Genomic DNA, 21,853 nt, shown 5'->3' on the forward strand with positions numbered 1-21,853 from the left:
TGGATGTTATTTTTGTTGTGGTTCAGCTTGGAGCGGCCTTGATAGCTAGCTCCAATGACTTGCACAAAGTATTAGGGCTGCATAAGCATTAGGTTTGCAATTTTTATGAACTGCATGCTTGTTTTTATCATCTAGTGAGTGAGAATCAGTGTGCTAACTCGTTTAAAAAATCCAACTGTCATCCAATTTACCCTATTTATCTCCATTTTCTATGTTGCTATTTTTAACATTCCATTTTTTAGAATCGTACAAACCGGCATAGAAAAGCAAGGGGAAGTCGACCCTCTGTTCATTGCAACGATCCCTTTGTTTTTAATTTTCGCCTTGAGTTTTCTCTTCTCATTATTTAGCGTTAAATATCTGCTAAAGCCGTTCTTTATTGGCATCACCTTGCTCTCCTCCAGCGTCTTTTTCGCGGCGCTGCAATATAGTGTCGTGTTCGATTATGGGATGATTGAAAACACGGTGCAGACCAATTCTGCCGAGGCATTTACCTATATTAATTTCTCCTCTGTGGTCAACTTCTTGTTAACGGGTCTATTGCCTTCCTACTTGATATTAAAACTGAACATCAGGTATAAACCTGTGTTAACGGAGCTATTGTACAAATTTGCATTCATGTTGTTAATGCTGGTTGGAATAGGGGTCATAGGTTTCTTTTATTACCAAAATTATGTGTCTTTTGGTCGAAATAACGATGAGTTAAAACGTTTCATCATACCAACTTATGTACTTGGCTCGATCGCTAAATATACTAATATTAACTATCTACAGACTCCACTCGAGTATAAGCAGATTGGGTTAGATGCGGTTAACGAGACTCAAGACACTAACAAGAAACCTAACCTTGTGGTGATGGTTCTAGGCGAAACGGCCAGATCGATGAACTATGAATATTATGGTTATGATAAACCCACTAACACGTACACAAAGCCGTACGATATGACAGCATTTATGAATACAACGTCGTGTGGGACGGCTACCGCAGTTTCTGTGCCTTGTATGTTTTCTAATATGACCCGCAAAGACTATGATAGCCGGGAAGCCAAGGCGCAAGACGGTGTCATGGATGTATTACAGCATGGTGGCATACAGCTGCTTTGGCTCGATAATGACAGTGGTTGTAAAGGGGTATGTGATAGGGTGCCACATCTGATGGTGAAGCTAGACAGCGATCCTAAGCTTTGTAATGGGCAATTCTGTTTGGATCAGGTGCTGTTGAATGAGTTGGATAAAGCACTGGCAGAGCTTAAGCACAAGGATTCTTTGTTGGTATTACATATCATAGGCTCTCATGGGCCGACATATTATTTACGCTATCCAGAGGAACACAGAAAGTTCATTCCGGATTGCCAAAGAAGTGATATCCAAAATTGCAGTGATGAAGAATTGATGAACACCTATGATAATACCATTGTTTATACCGACTATATTGTTGCTCAAGTCGTCGAGAGGCTCATCTCTGAGCAAGAAAGATTTGATACTGGGATGATCTATGTGTCGGACCATGGGGAATCTTTGGGTGAAAAAGGCATGTACCTCCATGGCGCACCTTATGCTATCGCTCCAGACGAGCAGATACAGATCCCTATGTTGACCTGGTTTTCTGATGACTTTGCCTCTGAAAATAGCTTAGACCTGACATGTCTCAAGGCCAAGGCTCGAGTCGGTGGCTTTTCTCATGACAATATTTTTGATTCTTTACTCGGAATAATGAATGTAAAATCAGAAATATACGACAAAAAATTGGACATCTTCAGCTCATGTAGGCTGCCTAAATAAGTAAATAGTTAACAAAAGGGGATGGCAACATCCTCTTTTTTGTTTATTGTTAGTAATTAAGTCTTACTCAATTGTGAACGGATCCTCTGTGCTAATGAGATCCACATAAAATTCTACTAACAATTATTCACAGGGCGGTGGAAGCATGAACTTAGCGAAGCACCTGACAGATACAGAACTGTCTGCCAAAATTCTTAGGCATGCAGTGCCTAAAATGTCTGAACTCAATATTCCCGTCACACCTGTTAATTATGCTGTTTGGTATGAATATTATCTCGGTATTAATTTAGATCTTAAACGTGCCATCGATGGCCTTATCTCAAATGGAATCACTTTTTGTACGGAAGTGAATGATGGGCTTCACAAGAATTTCATTCAAGAAAAATCAGCAGAAGTGATTGAGAATGTTCAAATTGAAACTCAGATAATCATCAATGCTTTACTCAGTAAAGTCAGTAGGTTGACTCAAGGTACAGACAGTTTTTCCGACACCTTATCTGACTTCAGCCAAGAGCTAAAACAAAAGCCCGATGTTGAAGTTCTTAACACCTTGGTAAATCGCTTAGTCGATAATATACAAGGTGTGATTTTAAGTAATAAACAGATACAAGGGAGCTTAAACATCATGCGTGATGAGGTGAGCTCGTTAAAAAGCGAGATGGAAAATCTAAATCAGGTTGCCATGACAGATCAACTCACATCACTTAACAATCGGCGTAGCTTCGAGGATGAGGTGATGAAACACATGCAAGCATATACTCAAGCTCAGTCTCCAAGTTGTTTGCTCTTAATCGATATCGATCATTTTAAACTGTTTAATGACACCCATGGTCACTTAGTTGGGGATAAAGTGCTTGCCTATGTGGCATTAGCGCTGAAACAAGCGGTGAAAGGGACTGATTTTGTTGCCCGATATGGAGGCGAAGAGTTTGTTATCTTGCTACCTAATACACGTCTAACAGACGCATTGATAGTGGCAGAGCAGTTACGTAAAGTGATATCAGAACGCAAATTAACCATAGGTAAGGATAAGAAATTATCTTTGGGCTCCATTACCGTTTCTTTGGGAGTATCGACTCTCAATATCAGTGACGATCGTGAAAGCTATTTTGTCAGGGCCGATGAAGCCCTGTATCGTGCCAAGTCGTCGGGAAGGAACTGTGTTTGTAGCGAATAATACTGGAAGATATCAGGTTTAAAAGCGAACCTGATATCTGATGCTTGATTACTTTAGTTGCATATCCATTTTAATCAGGTGCTCTTCCATATCGAACGTCACGGTAAAACCAAGACGTTTCGCTAGATTTGCCATACTGCGATTCTCAAACATGGTAAATCCTGTGAGGACTTGAGTGTCATTAGTCTTGTAATAAGCGATCAGCTTTTCCAATAACAGCCTACCTAATCCTTGACCTTGATGATCGCTCCTCACCGCCATGGCAAACTCAGCTTCGGTATTATCCGGATCGATTGAGGCGCGTATCGCACCTAAGGTAATATCTTCACCATCTTCGCCTTTGGACGTAGCAATAAAGGCCATCTCCCGGGCGTAATCGATCTGAGTTAACACTGCCATCTCTTCGTGGGTCATTTTTGAACGAACACCGAAGTAGCGCTTATATCTGTCTTCATCAGAAAGTGAGTTGTCGAACGCCAGATGCTTAGGTTCATCTTCCGGCAAAATGGGCCTCAACATCACTTCTTGACCATTTTTCAATGTAGCGATTTGCTCTAGTTCCTTTGGGTAGGGAGAAATGGCGAGACGAGAGGTGTTATCGAGGGGATGTTCATTGAGCTGTATGTTCACATCCAGCATAGTAATATTTTCCCCCGCGCACAGCACAGGGTTAAGATCGATACTGGCGATTTCGGGACAATCGATCACCAGATGAGATATCTGGGTCAACATGACACAGAGTGCGTTCATATTCAGACCCAAAGGAAGATGACGATCTTTAAGCTTCTTAGTCTTCAGTGCCTGGATCACCATGTATCTTGCTAAGGTCATATTCAAGGGGGGCAGGGCTACCACTGCATCTGTTGAGGGTTCCCATTCAGAGCCTCCCTCGCCGAGTAAAATAGCTGGTCCAAAAACAGGATCATTGATGACCGCAACACGGATCTCCTGGGCTCCGGCTGTTAATGCCATCTTCTGTACTAACAGTCCTTCGATACGAGCATCTGGATGGGTTGATAACACACGCGCTTTAATGGCTATTGCAGCCTGTATCACCTCATCTTTACTGTTTAAGTTGAGCATGACTCCATGGACATCGGATTTATGATGTATATCGGGAGATTGCACCTTTAAGGCTACAGGATAGCCAATAGTCTGTGCTATCTCGGCAGCTGTGTGTGGATCTTGGGCGACATAGGTGTCTATGGTTTTCAATCCGTAGGCACTTAAGATCTCTTGTGACTCATGGGTCTCCAAGATTGTTTTGCCCCGTTCTTTGGCTTTCGCCAGTGCAGCTTTCGCCTTGCAAGCATCTGTTGGAATATTGTCAGGTATCGATTGAGGCACTTCCTGCAGGAGTTTCTGGTTTCTGCGGTACTCGACCATATGCATAAAGGCACCAACGGCACCCTCGGCTGTACGATACGTTGGCAGTCCGGCTTTATTAAACCTTTTACGAGCCTGATAAGCGGCATCTTCACCACTCCAATTAGTGAGGATATTAATCCTATTTCTGTTGGGGTGTTTGGCTACCATCTTAGCCAATTGGTCGGCTATTTCGACGCTATCTCCCAGTGCCGAAGGTGAGTGCAGCACCAAGATTGCATCAGCCAGTTGGCTGTTCATCATGATCTCTACTGCCTTGGTATAGCGCTCTGCATCGGCATCTCCGCCAATGTCTATCGGGTTTTGCCCTGACCAGGTCGAGGGAAGCAGTCGATTGAGGGCTTGGTAAGTTTCATCATCTAACGCTGCCGACTTACCGCCCCTTAGCATGAGTTGATCTAAGGCGAGTACGGCGGGTCCGCCTCCATTAGTGATAATGGCTAACCGCTCACCAAGAAGAGGGGAGGAGTGGGCTAAGGTTTCAACGGCGGCAAAGAGTTCGATTAAGTCATTGACTCTTAGCATACCAGCGCGTCTAAACGCGGCTTCATAAACCGCATCGTTTCCCGTGAGTCCGCCGGTGTGCAGCTTGGCAGCATTCGTCCCCTCAAGGCTACGTCCAGACTTGATCACCAATATGGGTTTGTTACGGGACGCCGCGCGTGCAGCAGAGAGGAAATGGCGCTTCTCATTAATGGAATCGATGTAGAGCATGATGGCACTGGTGCGTGAGTCTCTGCCTAAATAGTCGAGTAGCTCATCAAAATCGATATCTGTGGTGTCGCCCAGAGAAATAAAAGAGGAGAAGCCGATACCCTTGTTATTGGCCCAATCGAGTACCGTCGTGCATATTGCCGCCGATTGCGACACTAAGGCTATTTTCCCTGGTAGGGCACTGGTATGAGCCAAGCTGGCATTTAATCCTAAATTTGGCAGCATCATACCTAAGCTGTTTGGCCCAAGGAGACGCATGCCGTAGCGCTTAGCATTATTCTTGGCCAGTGTTAGCAGATCAATCCCCATATCATTCAACTGCTGTCCCATACCCGAGGCATTGATTATCGCTGTTTTACAACCAAACTGGGCTAAGGTTTCGACAATGCCAGGTACCTTTTCGGCGGCGGTACAGATAATGGCTAAATCGGGTTTTAACGGAAGAGCTTCAATATTGGGGTAGGCGAGGACTCCGAGTACAGCTTGGTATTTTGGGGTTACCGGCATGATAGGACCGGAAAATCCGCCTGCGAGCAAGTTCCTCATGATGACGTTACCGGCACGTTTTTCTGTATTCGAGGCACCAATAATGGCTACAGATTTGGGATTAAAGAGGCTATGTAACGTACGCTGACTCATTAGTGCTTCCTTTTATCACTGCGTGACTCACTTTCACACCAGTCACATAAAAAATCACCTCAATAATCACATATTTAAGCAACCAGGTCTAATGCCATAACGGGCTAAACTTCCCAATTTAACGCTATTTTATCGTTGCTAGTTTGTTGCGGGTTTAGGGCTTTATTTAGGCTTTCAGTTTTATTCCATGATAAGGAACAAATTGTAGCGGAAAAATTAAATTATTATTGTGAGGTGTTTAATCGTTAATTTAATGCATTCTTAATTTTATCTATCTCGCTGTTATTCATCTGCTTTCACCTATTTTTTACGGGGTTGGATTATGATTTTTAGCTTAGTTATCATCCATCAATATTCAAAGTTGTGTTAATGGAATGTAGCTCATTTTTATAATTGACACTTGTGTCAGGTTTTTGGTTCTGATATACCTAAATTAGCAATAAGTGAGCACACACCGAATTACAAGATCAAGTACGGGACAAATTATGACAATGAGTACAGTTCGTTTCTTATTCAATAATGACGTAGTGACATTAGAAAACATCGACCCAAATTTGACGGTTCTGCAGTACCTGCGCGAAAAGCAATTCAGTACTGGCACCAAGGAAGGTTGTTGTTCTGGTGACTGCGGAGCTTGTACCGTCGTAGTCGCAGAATTAGAAAATAATCAACAAGATTTAAATTACAAATCGATAAACTCGTGTATCAGCTTTGTGGGTAGCCTACATGGCAAGCAGCTCATTACGGTGGAAGATCTTAAAGATGGCGCTAAATTACACCATGTGCAGCAATCTATAGTGGATAACCATGGCTCACAGTGTGGTTTTTGTACACCTGGTTTTGTGATGTCATCGTTCGCCTTACATAAGACAAACAACAAGCCAAGTAGAGCCGATGTTATCGAAGCTCTTGCCGGTAATTTATGTCGCTGTACCGGATATCGCTCGATAATCGATGCGGCCATGGAGTCTAGTGAGCATAAACAGGTCGACTCATTTGCCACGAACTATAAACAAACAGTGCAGCAGCTCAATAATTTCAAACAATTACCATCTGCAAAGTTATCAGACAATCAACATCGCTATTTTGCCCCCAAGAACGTTACTGAACTTGCGCAAAAACTGATAGAAGACCCCAAGGCAACCTTAGTCGCGGGTGGTACCGATTTAGCGTTATCAGTCACTCAACATTTTAATATCATCGAAGATTTAGTGTATCTGGGTGATGTCTCAGAGCTACTCACCCTTGAGAACAATGATGATCAGTTTGTGATTGGTTCGGCAGTACCCTACAGTGAATTTACGCCAATGCTACACGATGAATATCATGAACTCGGTGAGATGATAGAACGTATCGGCTCAAGACAAGTGCGCAATAACGGCACCTTAGGTGGCAATGTTGGCAACGCCTCCCCAATCGGTGATATGCCGCCAGCTCTCATTGCCTTAGGGGCCGAAATGACCCTTCAGCGTGGGGATACAGAGCGTAAAATTGCGGTCGAAGATTACTTCGTCGCCTATAAAAAAACCGTACTGAAAGATTCAGAGTTTATTAAGGATTTCTACATTCCCAAAGCTAAACCCGGGCAGTTTCTTAAGTTATATAAGATTTCAAAACGCATAGATGATGACATTTCTGCAGTATTAGCCGCCTTCTTTATCGAGCTAAAAGATAATATTATCACTGACCTGCGAATTGCTTTTGGGGGAATGGCAGGCATTCCAATGCGAGCTAAACATTGTGAAGCGGCCTTATTGAATAAACCATTTAACCAAGACAATATCACTGCTGCTCAGCAAGCATTAACAGTGGATTTCCAACCTATGTCAGATGTACGCGCCTCGGACAAATATCGAATGAAAGTTACGCAAAACTTAATGCAGAAATGTTATCTCGAATTACAAAATCGAACTATTGAAACACGGGTGGTTAACTATGCGTAGTCTTATCGAAATCAATAAAACCAATTTATCAGACACAAATTTACGTAGCGTAGGATTAGGTGGAGTTGGTCGTTCAAAAAAACATGAAAGTGCCGAAAAGCATGTCAGTGGTGAAGCGATATATATCGATGACAGGCCCGAACTGAGAGGTCAGTTACATGCTGCTATTGGCCAAAGCAGTGTCGCACACGCCAATATTAAGTCGATGGATCTTTCTGCGGTAAGCGCAGCCGAAGGTGTTATAGCAGTCATCACGGTAGACAATGTCCCCGGTCATACCGATATTGGTCCTGTGTTTCCTGGCGATCCTGTACTGGCTATCGGTAAGGTTGAATATGTGGGTCAGCCAATCTTTGCTGTCGCCGCAACCAGTCATGACTTGGCAAACCGAGCGGTCAAGCTTGCTAAAATTGAGTATGAAGAACTCGAAGCCGTGCTAAGCGTCAAAGATGCCTTAGCGAAGCAAAGTTTTGTTCGTCCTCCTTACAGCATGAAGCGAGGCGATTCAGAAACGGCCATTGCCAATGCCGAGCACCAATTATCGGGTGAAATTAAAGTGGGCGGCCAGGAGCACTTTTATCTGGAAGGTCAAATCTCTTCGGCAGAGCCGACTGAAGAAGGTGGCATGCTGGTGTTTTCCTCTTCCCAGCACCCGAGTGAAGTGCAAAAGCTGGTGGCTGAAGTATTGGATATTCCACTCAATATCGTGGTTGTTGATACTCGCCGTATGGGCGGAGGCTTCGGCGGTAAAGAGACTCAGGCTGCGCCTTGGGCCTGTATCGCAGCACTGCTTGCCAATGAAAGTAAGCGTCCGGTTAAGCTTAAACTGAACCGCTCAGACGATATGTGCATGACAGGTAAGCGTCACCCGTTTGAAAACGACTATACCGTGGGCTTCGATAGCAAAGGACAAATCAAAGGCATTAACATCAATGTCAATGGTAACTGTGGTTACTCGCCGGATCTTTCCGATGCTATTGTTGACAGAGCCATGTTTCATTCTGATAACGCTTATTACTTAGACCAAGCCACTGTGACGGGGAATCGGTGTAAACTCAATACCGTATCCCATACAGCGTATCGTGGTTTTGGTGGTCCACAAGGCATGATGACCATAGAGATGGTCATGGACGATATCGCCCGTCATTTGGGTAAGGATCCCTTAGAGATACGTAAGATTAATCTCTATGGCACGGAGGACCGCAATGAAACTCACTATCATCAGAAGGTAGAGCATAACAAGATCTCTGAGCTGATTGCTTCATTAGAGCAAAGCTCTGATTATCGGGTTCGTCGTGAAAGCATCAATCTGTTCAATCGTGAAAATACGATTTTGAAGAAAGGGATAGCATTAACCCCTGTTAAATTCGGCATCTCTTTTACCGTCCAGCACCTGAACCAGGCCGGTGCACTCGTGCATGTGTATACCGATGGCACGATTCACTTAAACCATGGTGGCACTGAGATGGGGCAAGGGTTATTTACCAAGGTAGCCCAAATCGTTGCCGAAGAATTTCAGGTTGATGTCGACACTGTTGGCGTATCTGCAACCAGAACCGATAAAGTGCCCAATACTTCACCCACAGCAGCCTCGTCTGGTACTGACTTAAATGGTAAGGCGGCTCAGGCTGCGGCTAAGATAATTAAACAGCGCCTGATTGAGTTTGCTTGTGAAAAATACAATGTTAACCAAGATGAGGTCATCTTTGCTGAAAGCCAAGTCCATGTCGGCGTGGAGAGATTCAGCTTCGCTGAATTTGTGCAACAAGCGTATATGGGCCGAGTTGGGCTATCGGCGACAGGTTTTTATAAAACACCTAAAATTCACTACGATCGTGCAACGGGTAAGGGTCGTCCATTCTTCTATTATTCGACTGGCGCTGCGGTATCTGAAGTGCTTATCGATACCTTGACCGGTGAATATAAACTACTGCGTACAGATATCTTGCATGATGTAGGTCATTCACTCAACCCGGCGATCGATATTGGCCAAATCGAAGGTGCCTTTATTCAAGGCATGGGTTGGTTGACCACCGAAGAGTTGGTTTGGAATGAGCAAGGCCGGCTGTTATCCAATAACCCTGCAACCTATAAGATCCCCGCAATCAGTGATGCCCCCGCTGATTTTCGTGTCAACTTAGTTCCCGACGATCCAAACCGTGAGCAAACCATCTATAACTCGAAGGCGGTTGGTGAGCCACCATTTATGTTAGGTATATCGGTTTGGTCTGCATTGAAAGATGCCATTTCAAGTGTGTCTGATCACAGGTTAAGTCCAGCACTCGATACGCCAGCGACGCCAGAGCGGGTTCTTTGGGCAGTCGAATCGATGAAAGCAAGCGAACTTAACTAGGGGATACCATGATGATGACGAACTGGAGCAGCGCCGCTAATCAATTAAGTAAGCAGGGCAGTGTCTATGTCTTAGTGACATTAGTGGGAGTCTCTGGTTCAACCCCAAGAAACAGCGGCACTAAAATGGTGATAAGCCAAGCTGACATCTTCGATACCATAGGGGGGGGGCACCTTGAGCATAAAACCATTAAACACGCCAGAACCATGCTAGCTGTCGGTAAGAATTGCCAACATTTAGAGCATTTTCAACTTGGCAGCAATTTAGGTCAATGTTGTGGTGGTAATGCCAGTGTGTTGTTTGAATGTTTTGCCGCCGTTGGCGTCAACATCATGTTGTTTGGCGCCGGCCATGTGGGCAAGGCCTTGATACCAATATTGGCTCAACTGCCTTGTCACGTCACTTGGGTCGACAGTCGTGAAGAGCAATTTCCTGCCAATATAGAAATGTACCCCAATGTGACTAAAGTTGTCACTGAGGAGCCTGAGTTTGAAGTCGGATCTATGCCCGAACATAGCTACTTTGTGGTGATGACCCATAACCATCAAATGGATTTTGAAATATCACAAGCCATTCTCAAACGTGCAGATTTTAGTTACTTAGGCCTAATCGCCTCTGACACTAAATGGCGCCGTTTCAAGCAGCGCTATAAGCATAGAGATGTGGATCAAAACCAAGTGGCTCGTATGAGCTGCCCAATTGGACTCGAGCAGGTGGGCGGTAAGTTACCCATTGAAGTTGCCGTGTCTGTATCGGCTGAAATTATTAACAAGTATCAAGCCGAAGAACAAAACCGCCAGGTTGAGCAAGTGCTGGAGCAGAGACTAGATACCGGTTCACCAGCAGCGCCCAGAGCACGGCCTAGCTCACAACAGGGTATTAACTGGAAAGAATTAAAGCAATTACTTAACGCAGATTAGCCATGTGTTTAAGCATTAAATAGGAGTCACGAGCTGACTCATTTTACCCTTACAGAGTAAAAAGGAAAATAAGCAATGATGTTAGATATAGATACCCAACAACAAAACAAGCTAAGCGGTACGCCTCTCGAATTAGAGCGTAAATTTAAAACTCATTGTGTCGATCTCGCCAGCGAGGCGGTTGGCGGTGAGACACTGTCTTGCAGTGATGATTTTTTTGCAGGAATGGAAAACCTGATTAAACCGGGCCGAGGTATTTTTATTGATGATAAATTTACCGATCGCGGTAAGTGGATGGACGGTTGGGAATCTCGTCGTAGCTATGGTCGTGATGATGGCCGTGAGTTCGATTGGTGCATTATCAGACTTGGCATAAAAGGGGTTATTCGGGGTCTCGATATCGATACCAACTATTTCCGCGGCAACGCGCCAGAGTCTGTGTCGGTAGAAGCATGCGTGAGCGAAGTTGAACCTGGCGCGGATACTGTTTGGCATACCGTCTTGCAACGAATTTCAGTCGAAGCCCATAGCCAAAATATCTTTTCGATTAGCAATGATACTGCCTGGACCCATATTCGTTTTAACATGTTCCCCGATGGTGGCGTGGCTCGCATACGCGTTTATGGCGAGGCCGATGTAAATTGGGAGCATTTCATTGGGGGTGAGTTAATCGATTTGGCCTACATCAAAAATGGCGCTAAAGCTTTATTGGTCAGCGATATGTTCTTTAGTGATAAGAATAACTTAATCATGCCTGGTCGAGGTAAAAATATGGGAGATGGCTGGGAAACAAAACGCCGTCGAGATCTCGGTCCCGACTGGTCTATTGTCAAGCTTGCCAGCCGTGGCAGTATAGAAAAAGTGATCATAGATACCTGTCATTTTAAAGGTAACTTTCCAGATACATTTAACCTCGAAGGTATGGTGACTGACAGCGATGACTTCAGTAATGGGCAACAAGAAGAACAATGGCAGCCCATTATTGCTCGCACCAAACTCTATGCTCATCGCGAACACCTCTTTATTAATGAAATTCTTGCAGATGAGGAACAAACCTATACTCATGTACGATTAAATATCTTCCCTGATGGTGGGATATCACGTATGCGAGTGTTTGGTAAACGTAAAGTTTAAGTGGAATTAAAATGAATTTAGAACAGTTAAATCGTTTATCCGTTGAAGAAGCTACGCATACTTTTATGCAGTGTTGTACGGCATCTAGCTGGGTTGAGGCAATGGTACTTGCGCGTCCTTTTATTGATGAACAAGCCTTAGCTTACCAAGCCGATCTCGCTTGGGCTGGATCCATAGAAGCTGACTATATCGAGGCCTTTGAAGGTCATCCACAAATCGGTAATGTGGATACCCTTAGGAAAAAGTATGCCAATACTAAAGAGCTAGCCAGTGGTGAACAAAGTTCAGTCAATCATGCGTCTGAGCAAGTGTTACTCGATTTGGCCCAAGGTAATTCTGATTACCTCGACAAGTTTGGATTCATTTTTATTGTTTGTGCCACTGGCAAGAGTGCAGAGCAGATGCTTGCTTTGCTACTTGCACGCTTGCCCAATAATAAAATTACAGAATTAGCCAATGCTGCACAAGAGCAGCGTAAAATCTTCCACCTGAGGTTAAATAAACTAATATGAGCCAAATAACCACTCATGTCCTAGACATCACTCGTGGACTTCCTGCGCGGGGACTGCCCATCACCTTATTTGCTCAAACAGGGGATGCTTGGCAAGAACTTGCCTCGGGTATCACCAATTCCGATGGTCGAATTGCTGGCCTTTTAGCCGATGGCGTCGTACTCGATGCGGGGGTTTATCGTATGCATTTTGAGACTAAATGTTACTTCAATGCCAATAACGAAAAGGGTTTTTACCCTTTTGTTGATATCGTATTCGAACTCGATGGCACAAATAGTCATTACCATATCCCTTTGTTATTAACTGCATTTGGTTATTCAACTTACCGCGGCAGCTAAGGGAGCACTTTTAATGGAAAACAGCATAACTGATAAATTGCGGATTATCACGGCAAAACCCCTAACTCGGGAAGCCTTTAGTGCTTTTGGTGATGTAATTGAAGCCAGCACAGAGGCAAAAAACTTTGCAATTAATGGTGGCCTGACGCATCGCTATCACGACTTGGCCAAGATAGATGTCAATGATAATGATGGTCATACCTTGATCAGTATTTTTCGCTCAAACCCATTAGAGCAGCCCATAGCCATAAAGATGATGGAGCGTCACCCTCATGGGAGTCAGGCATTTATTCCTTTGGGAAACAATCCTTTCTTAGTGGTCGTGGCTCCTGCTGGTGAATTTAATATCAATAATATTGAAGTCTTTATCGCGAGCTCGAGTCAAGGTGTGAATTACCACAAGGGGACCTGGCATCATTTCTGTCTAACATTAAATAGTGAAAGTGATTTTTTGGTGATTGATAGAGGGGGCGAGGGGGATAACTGTGACGCACTGGAGTTAGATGGTTCACTCTTAATAGTGCAAGAGTGAGTATGTGATTTTGCAATGTAATGTATAAATATCGTAATGAGATAATAAGAACTTAAAGATACGATGAGAAGGTGAAGGATAATGATAAAAGTTTATCGGGGAGAGTTACTGCATTTTTTGGCTGACCCCGCCAAAGTTGCCCTACAAGAAAGCTACCAGCATATAGAAGATGGATTGTTAATCATTAAAGATGGCTTGGTAGAACAAGTGGGAGAAGCATCTGAGTTATTACCTCTGTTAGATGATGGTATTGAGGTGATTCATTATGAGAATGGACTCATGATGCCAGGCTTTATCGACACTCATGTGCATTACCCGCAAACTGAGATGATCGCCTCATATGGCGAACAACTACTTGAATGGTTACAAAATTATACCTTCCCGTTTGAGCGTCAATTTTCAGATTTAGAGCACGGTAAAAAAATCGCTGAGTTTTTCTTAACTCAACTTCTTGACGCTGGAACGACCACAGCACTCGTATTCGGTACGGTACATAAAGAATCCGTGGAGGCTTTTTTTACTATTGCCCAACAGAAAAAATTACGCATGATCTGTGGCAAGGTATTGATGGATCAAAACTGCCCTGATTATCTGTCAGATACGGCGCAAACTGGTTATGAAGACAGCAAAGCACTGATTGAAAAGTGGCATAAAACAGATAGATTGCAATACGCAATCACGCCAAGGTTCGCACCGACATGCTCAACTGAGCAATTAAATAAAGCCGGTCAATTACTGGCAGAAAACCCAAGCGTCTATTTACACACACACATCAGTGAAAACACCAATGAAATTGCGTGGGTGAGTGAACTGTTTCCTGACTCAAAAGGTTACCTCGATGTGTACGACCAAAGTAACTTACTCGGTCGTCGAAGTGTCTTCGCTCACGGCGTGCACTTACATGATCATGAATGTAAGCGATTAGGTGAAACAGAGTCTTCCATTGCATTTTGCCCAAGCTCTAACCTGTTTTTAGGCAGCGGGTTATTTAACCTGAAACAAGCGCAAAAATATGACGTTAATGTAGGTTACGGCACAGATATAGGCGCTGGTACCACATTTTCAATGCTAAGTACCCTGAACGAAGGCTATAAGACACAACAGCTTCGCGCTGAAAAACTCAGCCCATTCCAATCGTTCTACTTAGCCACTCTAGGCGGGGCAAGAGCGTTAGATCTCGAAGGCACCATCGGCAACTTCACTAAAGGTGCAGAAGCTGACTTTATTTTCCTCGATTACCACGCAACCCCGCTTATGGATAGACGTATGCACCATTGCAAAGATCTGTCAGAAAAGCTGTTTACATTAAGCATGTTAGGCGACGAACGTCATGTCAAGGCGACTCATATTATGGGCGAACGAGTACAGACTGCTATTGCTGTAACAACATAAATATTAAAAGAATTGAGGAAGGTTATGGATCCCTATATTAATGAATGGTTAAATTTAATCATTCGATTTGCACATGTCATTACAGGTATTGCCTGGATTGGCGCATCATTTTACTTCGTATGGTTAGATAATCATTTGGAAACACCGCCAAAATGGAAAGAAGATAAAGGTATTGGCGGTGATCTTTGGGCTATTCACGGTGGTGGATTTTACGAGGTGGCTAAATACAAATTGGCACCACCAAAGATGCCAACCACTTTGCATTGGTTTAAATGGGAGGCTTACACCACCTGGTTAACTGGTTTCCTTTTACTGTCGCTGATGTTTTATGTGGGTGCAGATTCCTACTTAATCGACAAACGAGTCGCTGACTTAACCCAATTTCAAGCCATTGGCATAGGCGTGGGGTCAATTGTGCTTGGTGTAGGTAGTTACGAGTTGTTAGTGCGCACTAAATTAAGAGAGCATGGAATAGTTTTAGGTCTTATTTTAATCCTTATTGCCACCGCTTTATCCTACGGTCTAACACATGTGTTTAGTGCTCGTGGCGCATATATGCACATGGGCGCGATCATAGGCACCATTATGGCGGGTAACGTATTTTTTGGCATCATGCCGTCACAACGTGCCTTAGTGAAAGCGGTTGAAGAGGGGACAACACCTGATCCAGCTTATGGATTAAATGCAAAATTACGTTCAACTCATAATACATATACTACGCTACCGATCATTTTTATTATGATCTCAAACCACTATCCGATGACCTACGCCCATAGCGCGAACTGGTTAGTACTCATCGCTATCATTTTAATCACCGCTGCGGTCCGTCAATACTTTGTATTACGTCATTTTGGTAAGCAGAAACCCTTAGTGTTAGTCGGCTCGGTTGTGGCGACGGTTATTCTCGCTTTTGTAATAGCCCCAGCTTCGACTGAGTTGACCGCGGAGCAAAAACAACAAACGGTAAATACCAGCCAAGTACAAAAGATCATTGAACAAAGGTGCAGTAGTTGTCATTCAGTGACACCGACCGACGATGTCTTTACCATTGCACCAGCTGGTATCGTATTTTCCGATGAAGCTAGCATTATACGATTGGCACCTCGTATTCAAGCGCGAGTGGTAGACTCTAAAGATATGCCGTTTATGAATAAGACTCATATGACAGATGAAGAGCGCACGACATTAGCGATCTGGTTGGCAAACACCAGTCGTCAGTAAATTAGAGAGGTCTGCAGACCTCTCTAGTTGTAAAAAATTGACTTTTACTATCTAATGATCGAAAAATCAGTGGCATGGTATAACCATGCCACTGATTTATTATTTACAGTGCTGAAATGGAATGGTGCTGGTTAACTTTTATGACTGGGAGTGTTTGTGGCAAAGTCTAAAGCCTCGGAAGGCAATATTCGGCAAAAGAATAAGGCTGTCATCTTCGATGCAGCAAAGAAAGAGTTTGTCACTTATGGTTTTAAAGGTGCTTCCATTAAGCGCATTGCCGAGCGAGCGAATATTGCACGAGCGAATATCCATTACTACTTTCAAGATAAAACTGACCTATATCAACAGCTGCTCAGCAATATCATAGAAGTGTGGAATAGAGACTACGATACCTTAAGTGTCCATAAAGGACCCAAACAAGCGCTTAGTGCGTATATTCGGGCAAAAGTCATGCATTCTAAGGATGACCCGGATTCTTCGAGAATTTTTGCTAGTGAATTAATTCATGGTGCGCCGGTGTTGAATCAATACCTTTATGGGGACTTTAAAGACTGGTTACAAAGCCAGGTTAGTGTGATCGAGACTTGGATTGAGCAAGGCTTGATGGATAAGGTCAATCCACATCATTTATTGTTCTTAATTTGGAGCTCGACTCAACATTACGCCGACTTTAATGTGCAAGTGGTAGCAGCATTAAATAAAGAAACAATGAGCGATGATGACTTTGAAGATGTGGTGACTTTTCTCACTCAAATAATTCTTAAAGGCTGCGGTATTCACTGAGACGATTTTTTATCCCCATCATACCTATGATCAACCAAGTAGTCAGAACAAAAGGGGCGGTTAACGCTGGCAGGGAAACCACCTCAAAAGCCCTCGTGAGCAGCACAGATAGCATGACTCCCAACACTGCTGGTATTGGTGTGTTTGGATAGCGTGCAGTAAGGGCGAGGGCAACCAGACTCGCGTTGAACCCATAAGCTCCCATCAGCACATTAGACTCAGAAAAGCTCCCCACCCGCGCCGTTAGCATTCCTAATCCTGAGCCGATAACCGCCCATATGGCGGCCTGGTATGAATGAAATAACAGTCCGATAATAAATATGACACCCGATAGCCAATACCCCTGAAACATCACCTGACCTAGGCCTCGTGTTAGCGAGTAAAAGTCTGAGCTGGCTTGGGTTGAAAAGGGGGCCACGGATGTGTTTATGCCGGCCATGTCAATCAGGAGTAACACTAACCAAGTTGAGATGATAAAAGGCGTGGTAAATACACTATTTACCGGTATTAGTCTTAGCAAATAATGCATTATGATAGTGGATAGGGCACTTGCAAACACAAGAAGTACAAGAGAAAGCTGGCTGAGAGGGAGAAAATAAAACAGCGCTATTCCAACGAGCGCGGCATTGTAACCATAGATGCCATTGCCAATAAGCTCGCTGTCATATCGGCAGAGTTTCGCTATGATTAGGCCTGATAGCGTGGCAATGATCCCCCCTAACATCATAGTCAAAGAGTTAATGCCAATTCCAATCACAAAGAATAGGCCGGTGACCGCACTCTTTTGTAGCATTATTTGAGAAAAACCATGCAGTAAACGTGGGATAAGGTTAAAAATAGGGGACGTCAAATTTTCTGCCTGTTTTAGATGCTTATACCGATCGGTATTATCGTTAGGAGGGGTTCCCGAGTGGCCAAAGGGATCAGACTGTAAATCTGACGGCTCAGCCTTCGAAGGTTCGAATCCTTCTCCCTCCACCATTTGCGCTAAAGAAATAAAATAAAGATATCCGGAGGGGTTCCCGAGTGGCCAAAGGGATCAGACTGTAAATCTGACGGCTCAGCCTTCGAAGGTTCGAATCCTTCTCCCTCCACCATCTTTGTTTAGTGACTTTAGACCTGTGAAAGCTAATATTATTTCCAGCTGTGATCACTCACACTAGAATGATATTCGTGAAAGAATAAAAATGTGGAGGGGTTCCCGAGTGGCCAAAGGGATCAGACTGTAAATCTGACGGCTCAGCCTTCGAAGGTTCGAATCCTTCTCCCTCCACCATCTTTATTCAGTTAGTTTGGACGTGTATAAAGCTAATGTTTTGTCCTGCAGTGATGGCTCGCTGTAGAATGATATTTAGTCAGAAGAGAAAAATGTGGAGGGGTTCCCGAGTGGCCAAAGGGATCAGACTGTAAATCTGACGGCTCAGCCTTCGAAGGTTCGAATCCTTCTCCCTCCACCACTTCTCTCAAAAACTGCTTACCTCATCTGTACATCCCCTTGTAATCTCAATTCCATTTGTAAATATCCCAACCTGAACCCCATATCTATCTAGGTCTACCGCATCCAGCCTCAGATTCAACTTTCACGATTTATTCAATTTAGTTATTATCTGCTACATTCCGTTATATTTACCTTCAACAATCAGGGGCAGCATGGCATCTTCTTGGATAAATCAGGCAATCGCAATCATAGACGCTGATTATCAGCGTAGTGCTGACACACATTTGATTAAGTTAGACCTCCCGGTGCTTATGGGAATCGACATCTACTTGAAAGATGAAAGCACTCATCCAACGGGAAGCTTGAAGCATAGACTGGCTCGTTCACTCTTCCTATATGCATTATGTAATGGTTGGATTAGCGAAGGGACCACAGTCATAGAATCCTCATCGGGGAGCACGGCGATATCTGAAGCCTATTTTGCCCGACTATTAGGCTTACCCTTTATCGCAGTAATGCCTCGCACCACAGCGAAGAAGAAGGTGCAACAAATCGAATTCTATGGTGGCAAGTGCCATTTTGTCGATCATTCCAATCAGATCTACGCAGAATCTGAACGTTTAGCCAGTGAATTGAAGGGCCATTACATGGATCAATTTACCTACGCTGAACGGGCGACAGATTGGCGTGGCAATAACAATATTGCTAATTCCATTTTTGAGCAGATGAACAGGGAACCCCACCCTATACCTAAGTGGATTGTGATGAGTCCAGGCACAGGTGGCACATCGGCAACGATCGGGCGTTATATTCGTTATCAACAACTCGATACGCAACTGTGTGTAGTGGATCCCGACAACTCAGTTTTCTATGATTACTACACCAGTGGCGACAACTCGATCACATCGGTCAACGGCAGTAAGATTGAGGGCATAGGCAGACCCCGCGTCGAGCCTTCTTTCATACCTGGGGTTATCGACCATATGGAAAAGATACCTGACACAGCGTCAGTGGCAACCATCTACTGGTTAGAGAAGCTTATCGGCCGTAAAGCCGGAGCATCTACCGGAACCAACCTTTATGGGGTATTACAGATAGCCGCTAGGATGCACGCTAAGGGCGAAACAGGCTCACTGGTCACTCTGCTGTGTGATTCCGGTGAACGTTATCTGGACACTTACTACAACCCTGAGTGGATTAAGGAAAACATAGGTGATCTCAGCGAGTTTGACAACCAACTCAAGAATTTTGACCTCACCGGTCAGTTAACCTAGACATCAAATACTGTAACCCAGAGTGCACTTGAATAAGCTAAGGAAGACATTGGTGCGCTCAGCTAAGGTAGTAATAAATTTAACCGCTTCGATGTGACATACGTTAGCGCCTAGGTATTAACACAAGTTAGCTATCTAGGCTCAACGGCTGAATTAATCTATATCGAGGTATTTATGAGTCTGTATCGATAAGCGCCAGTTACGCTCGATACAGGTTTTCATTGCAAGCTCTGTGGCACGAGGTTTCTGACTAATGGGTTGCAGGCAGACTGTTTTACCATCGAGTTCGATCCCCTCGAGCAGTTCATCCAAATCATCAATATGTTGAGATGTGGCTACCGGATGCTTAATCTCATCGGCTCGCTCGAGCGCCTGAGTCAATACAGCCATGCCCGCTTTCATATTCACTTTAGGTGACACTGTGACCCAAGTCTTATCTGAACAGCTCACCTCGAACGTACCACTGGTCTCAATTTGAGTCCCGTATCCTTGACTGTTAAGCTTTGATGTTAATTCTGTCAGATCATGGATACATGGCTCTCCACCGGTGATCACAACATGTTTAGCATTGAAGCCTTTGCATGTAAAAAAGTTAATCAGCTCTATCGCGGTCAACTCGGACCAGCGGCCAATCTCTCCATCAACCTGGATAACCAATTCTGGGGCGACTCGGTTTTGCTCAAGAACATCCCACGTATGTTTAGTATCACACCATGAACACCCAACCGGGCACCCCTGAAGTCTCACAAAGATAGCAGGTACGCCGGTAAAAACACCTTCCCCCTGGATGGTCTCGAAAACTTCATTCACTGGATACTTCATGGTCTACCTCTACAAGGATGGCCGGCATTTATAGTGTATTTTGAGTTTACAGGCAAGCTTTAAAGTGTCTATAGAATGAGTAAAAAGCCGATAACCGTACACGTGATATTATACAAGCGAAGGTCTGTCAGTTAAAATGATGACAATTTAAATACTTGAGTGATCAATATGTCAAAAGCAGTCGTCGTTTTTAGTGGTGGACAAGATTCAACAACCTGTTTAATCCAAGCACTCGAGCAATATGATGAAGTCCATGGTATCACCTTCGATTATGGACAACGTCATAGTCAGGAAATTGAAGTCGCTAAGGAACTAGGTAAACGTCTTGGTCTAGCGAGTCATAAAGTTCTGGATGTCACCATGTTAAACGAACTCGCCATTTCGGCATTAACCAGAGACGATATCGCCGTATCGAACACCCTCATGGACAATGGTTTGCCCAATACTTTTGTGCCGGGTCGTAATATCTTGTTTCTCACTTTAGCCGGGATTTTTGCCTACCAACTGGGTGCAGAAGCAGTGATAACAGGCGTGTGTGAAACGGACTATTCTGGCTATCCCGATTGCCGTGATGACTTTGTTAAGGCGATGGCATCGGCGCTCGTTCAGGGAATGGACAGGCAGCTTGAGCTTGTTACTCCTTTGATGTGGCTAAATAAGGCCGAAACCTGGGCACTTGCCGATAAGTATAATAGCCTGGACTTAGTCCGAGATGAGACCTTGACCTGTTATAACGATATCATTGGATCAGGCTGTGGTACCTGCCCAGCTTGTTTATTAAGACAAACAGGGTTAGATGACTACTTGAATAATAAGGCGCAAGTACAGTTAGATTTAACCGCCAAAATAGCTCAATAGCTATGACGCTTATCGCCCCCACAAAAATCAGGCAGTGGTTATCTTCGAGTTATTGTCTGGTCACTCTGGTCACGCTCCTATGCATAGGGCTCTATTGGTTAAACCTGGCTGACTCCCTCGCTTATAGAAGAGTGGAGATAGGTGAAGGTGAGTATTGGCGACTACTGAGCGGCAACTTGCTTCACACCAATGCCTGGCATTTACTCATGAATCTGGCGGGCCTCTGGGTCATAGTGCTGCTCCACCACACCCATTATCGTTTATTGCTGTTCACTTCGCTCTTCGTGCTCTGTTGTCTGCTTCAAGGTATAGGCCTCTACCTGTTTTATCCAGGTTTGATCGGATATGTAGGATTGAGTGGCATGCTGCATGGATTGTTTACCTACGGCGCGATAAAAGACATCACCACAGGATTAAAGTCAGGTTACCTATTGTTAGTTGGTGTCATCATCAAAGTGTCTTATGAGCAGGTTTATGGTGCCAGTCAGGAGGTCACTGAAATGATAGGAGCAAGAGTCGCGACAGAGGCTCATCTTGTGGGCGTTATCAGCGGCATAATCGTCTTCTTAATGCTTTACGCTATTAGCGCTTTGCGTAGACAAGGTGCAGACAAGCCTGTTGATAAATAGCATTGA

The 21,853-nt window shown here is 44.2% G+C and carries 18 protein-coding genes and 4 tRNA genes; 19 read left to right on the forward strand and 3 right to left on the reverse strand.

What is annotated here, in order from left to right:
- Window positions 1-150: 150 nt before the first annotated feature.
- Both FM037_RS15240 and FM037_RS15245 read left to right on the forward strand, forming a co-directional pair.
- Complete coding sequence (locus FM037_RS15240) at window positions 151-1,782, forward strand: phosphoethanolamine transferase (RefSeq protein WP_144046689.1); 1,632 nt, start codon at window positions 151-153, stop codon at window positions 1,780-1,782.
- Between the two features lie 145 nt (window positions 1,783-1,927).
- Window positions 1,928-2,959 (forward strand): GGDEF domain-containing protein, encoded by a 1,032-nt coding sequence (locus tag FM037_RS15245; RefSeq protein WP_144046690.1) that lies wholly within the window; start codon window positions 1,928-1,930, stop codon window positions 2,957-2,959.
- Between the two features lie 48 nt (window positions 2,960-3,007).
- Here FM037_RS15245 and FM037_RS15250 read toward each other — a convergent pair whose 3' ends face one another.
- Window positions 3,008-5,698, reverse strand: coding sequence for a bifunctional acetate--CoA ligase family protein/GNAT family N-acetyltransferase (locus tag FM037_RS15250; RefSeq protein ID WP_144046691.1), 2,691 nt, complete (start codon window positions 5,696-5,698; stop codon window positions 3,008-3,010).
- 485 nt (window positions 5,699-6,183) lie between these two features.
- Between FM037_RS15250 and xdhA the strand changes: the two genes are divergently transcribed.
- The 10 genes from xdhA to FM037_RS15300 all read left to right on the forward strand — a co-directional run bounded on the left by xdhA (window position 6,184) and on the right by FM037_RS15300 (window position 16,826).
- Complete coding sequence (gene xdhA / locus FM037_RS15255) at window positions 6,184-7,641, forward strand: xanthine dehydrogenase small subunit (RefSeq protein ID WP_144046692.1); 1,458 nt, start codon at window positions 6,184-6,186, stop codon at window positions 7,639-7,641.
- On the forward strand, window positions 7,634-9,994 hold the full coding sequence (xdhB, locus tag FM037_RS15260; protein WP_144046693.1) for a xanthine dehydrogenase molybdopterin binding subunit: 2,361 nt from the start codon (window positions 7,634-7,636) through the stop codon (window positions 9,992-9,994). The genes xdhA and xdhB overlap by 8 nt, the downstream gene beginning before the upstream one ends.
- Window positions 9,995-10,002: 8 nt before the next feature.
- Window positions 10,003-10,914 carry a xanthine dehydrogenase accessory protein XdhC gene (gene xdhC / locus FM037_RS15265; protein ID WP_229380904.1) on the forward strand — a complete coding sequence of 304 codons (912 nt, stop codon included), beginning with the start codon at window positions 10,003-10,005 and terminating at the stop codon, window positions 10,912-10,914.
- Window positions 10,915-10,989: 75 nt separating this feature from the next.
- The gene (gene alc / locus FM037_RS15270) at window positions 10,990-12,048 is read left to right on the forward strand and encodes an allantoicase (RefSeq protein WP_227992865.1); all 1,059 of its coding nucleotides are present in this window, start codon (window positions 10,990-10,992) and stop codon (window positions 12,046-12,048) included.
- A gap of 11 nt (window positions 12,049-12,059) precedes the next feature.
- The gene (uraD, locus tag FM037_RS15275) at window positions 12,060-12,560 is read left to right on the forward strand and encodes a 2-oxo-4-hydroxy-4-carboxy-5-ureidoimidazoline decarboxylase (protein ID WP_144046694.1); all 501 of its coding nucleotides are present in this window, start codon (window positions 12,060-12,062) and stop codon (window positions 12,558-12,560) included.
- Complete coding sequence (gene uraH, locus FM037_RS15280) at window positions 12,557-12,898, forward strand: hydroxyisourate hydrolase (RefSeq protein WP_144046695.1); 342 nt, start codon at window positions 12,557-12,559, stop codon at window positions 12,896-12,898. The genes uraD and uraH overlap by 4 nt, the downstream gene beginning before the upstream one ends.
- A 13-nt stretch (window positions 12,899-12,911) precedes the next feature.
- Complete coding sequence (locus FM037_RS15285; protein WP_144046696.1) at window positions 12,912-13,430, forward strand: ureidoglycolate lyase; 519 nt, start codon at window positions 12,912-12,914, stop codon at window positions 13,428-13,430.
- Window positions 13,431-13,511: 81 nt separating this feature from the next.
- Window positions 13,512-14,822 (forward strand): guanine deaminase, encoded by a 1,311-nt coding sequence (gene guaD / locus FM037_RS15290; RefSeq protein WP_144046697.1) that lies wholly within the window; start codon window positions 13,512-13,514, stop codon window positions 14,820-14,822.
- Between the two features lie 24 nt (window positions 14,823-14,846).
- Window positions 14,847-16,043, forward strand: coding sequence for a urate hydroxylase PuuD (locus FM037_RS15295; protein WP_144046698.1), 1,197 nt, complete (start codon window positions 14,847-14,849; stop codon window positions 16,041-16,043).
- A 156-nt stretch (window positions 16,044-16,199) separates the two neighbouring features.
- Window positions 16,200-16,826: a TetR/AcrR family transcriptional regulator gene (locus FM037_RS15300; RefSeq protein WP_144046699.1), complete on the forward strand. Its 627-nt coding sequence runs from the start codon at window positions 16,200-16,202 to the stop codon at window positions 16,824-16,826.
- Here the strand turns inward: FM037_RS15300 and FM037_RS15305 are convergent.
- A complete protein-coding gene (locus FM037_RS15305) occupies window positions 16,804-17,676 on the reverse strand; it encodes an urea transporter (protein ID WP_144046700.1) in 873 nt (290 codons plus the stop codon). The two genes, FM037_RS15300 and FM037_RS15305, sit on opposite strands and share 23 nt — an antisense overlap.
- A gap of 46 nt (window positions 17,677-17,722) precedes the next feature.
- Here FM037_RS15305 and FM037_RS15310 point away from each other — a divergent pair.
- From FM037_RS15310 to FM037_RS15330, 5 genes are all read left to right on the forward strand, one after another.
- A tRNA-Tyr gene (locus FM037_RS15310) sits at window positions 17,723-17,807 on the forward strand.
- A 31-nt stretch (window positions 17,808-17,838) separates the two neighbouring features.
- Window positions 17,839-17,923 (forward strand) — tRNA-Tyr (locus FM037_RS15315).
- Between the two features lie 94 nt (window positions 17,924-18,017).
- Window positions 18,018-18,102, forward strand: a tRNA-Tyr gene (locus FM037_RS15320).
- 96 nt (window positions 18,103-18,198) lie between these two features.
- Window positions 18,199-18,283: transfer RNA gene (locus FM037_RS15325), tRNA-Tyr, on the forward strand.
- A 193-nt stretch (window positions 18,284-18,476) separates the two neighbouring features.
- On the forward strand, window positions 18,477-19,538 hold the full coding sequence (locus FM037_RS15330) for a PLP-dependent cysteine synthase family protein (protein WP_144046701.1): 1,062 nt from the start codon (window positions 18,477-18,479) through the stop codon (window positions 19,536-19,538).
- A gap of 153 nt (window positions 19,539-19,691) precedes the next feature.
- Here the strand turns inward: FM037_RS15330 and queE are convergent, their stop codons facing one another.
- Window positions 19,692-20,360 (reverse strand): 7-carboxy-7-deazaguanine synthase QueE, encoded by a 669-nt coding sequence (gene queE / locus FM037_RS15335; RefSeq protein ID WP_144046702.1) that lies wholly within the window; start codon window positions 20,358-20,360, stop codon window positions 19,692-19,694.
- Between the two features lie 168 nt (window positions 20,361-20,528).
- Between queE and queC the strand changes: the two genes are divergently transcribed.
- A complete protein-coding gene (gene queC / locus FM037_RS15340) occupies window positions 20,529-21,218 on the forward strand; it encodes a 7-cyano-7-deazaguanine synthase QueC (protein WP_144046703.1) in 690 nt (229 codons plus the stop codon).
- Between the two features lie 2 nt (window positions 21,219-21,220).
- Window positions 21,221-21,847, forward strand: coding sequence for a rhombosortase (gene rrtA, locus FM037_RS15345; RefSeq protein ID WP_227992871.1), 627 nt, complete (start codon window positions 21,221-21,223; stop codon window positions 21,845-21,847).
- The last annotated feature ends 6 nt before the right edge of the window (window positions 21,848-21,853 follow it).

The organism is Shewanella psychropiezotolerans (genome assembly GCF_007197555.1).
GTDB classification, from domain to species: Bacteria; Pseudomonadota; Gammaproteobacteria; order Enterobacterales; family Shewanellaceae; genus Shewanella; species Shewanella psychropiezotolerans.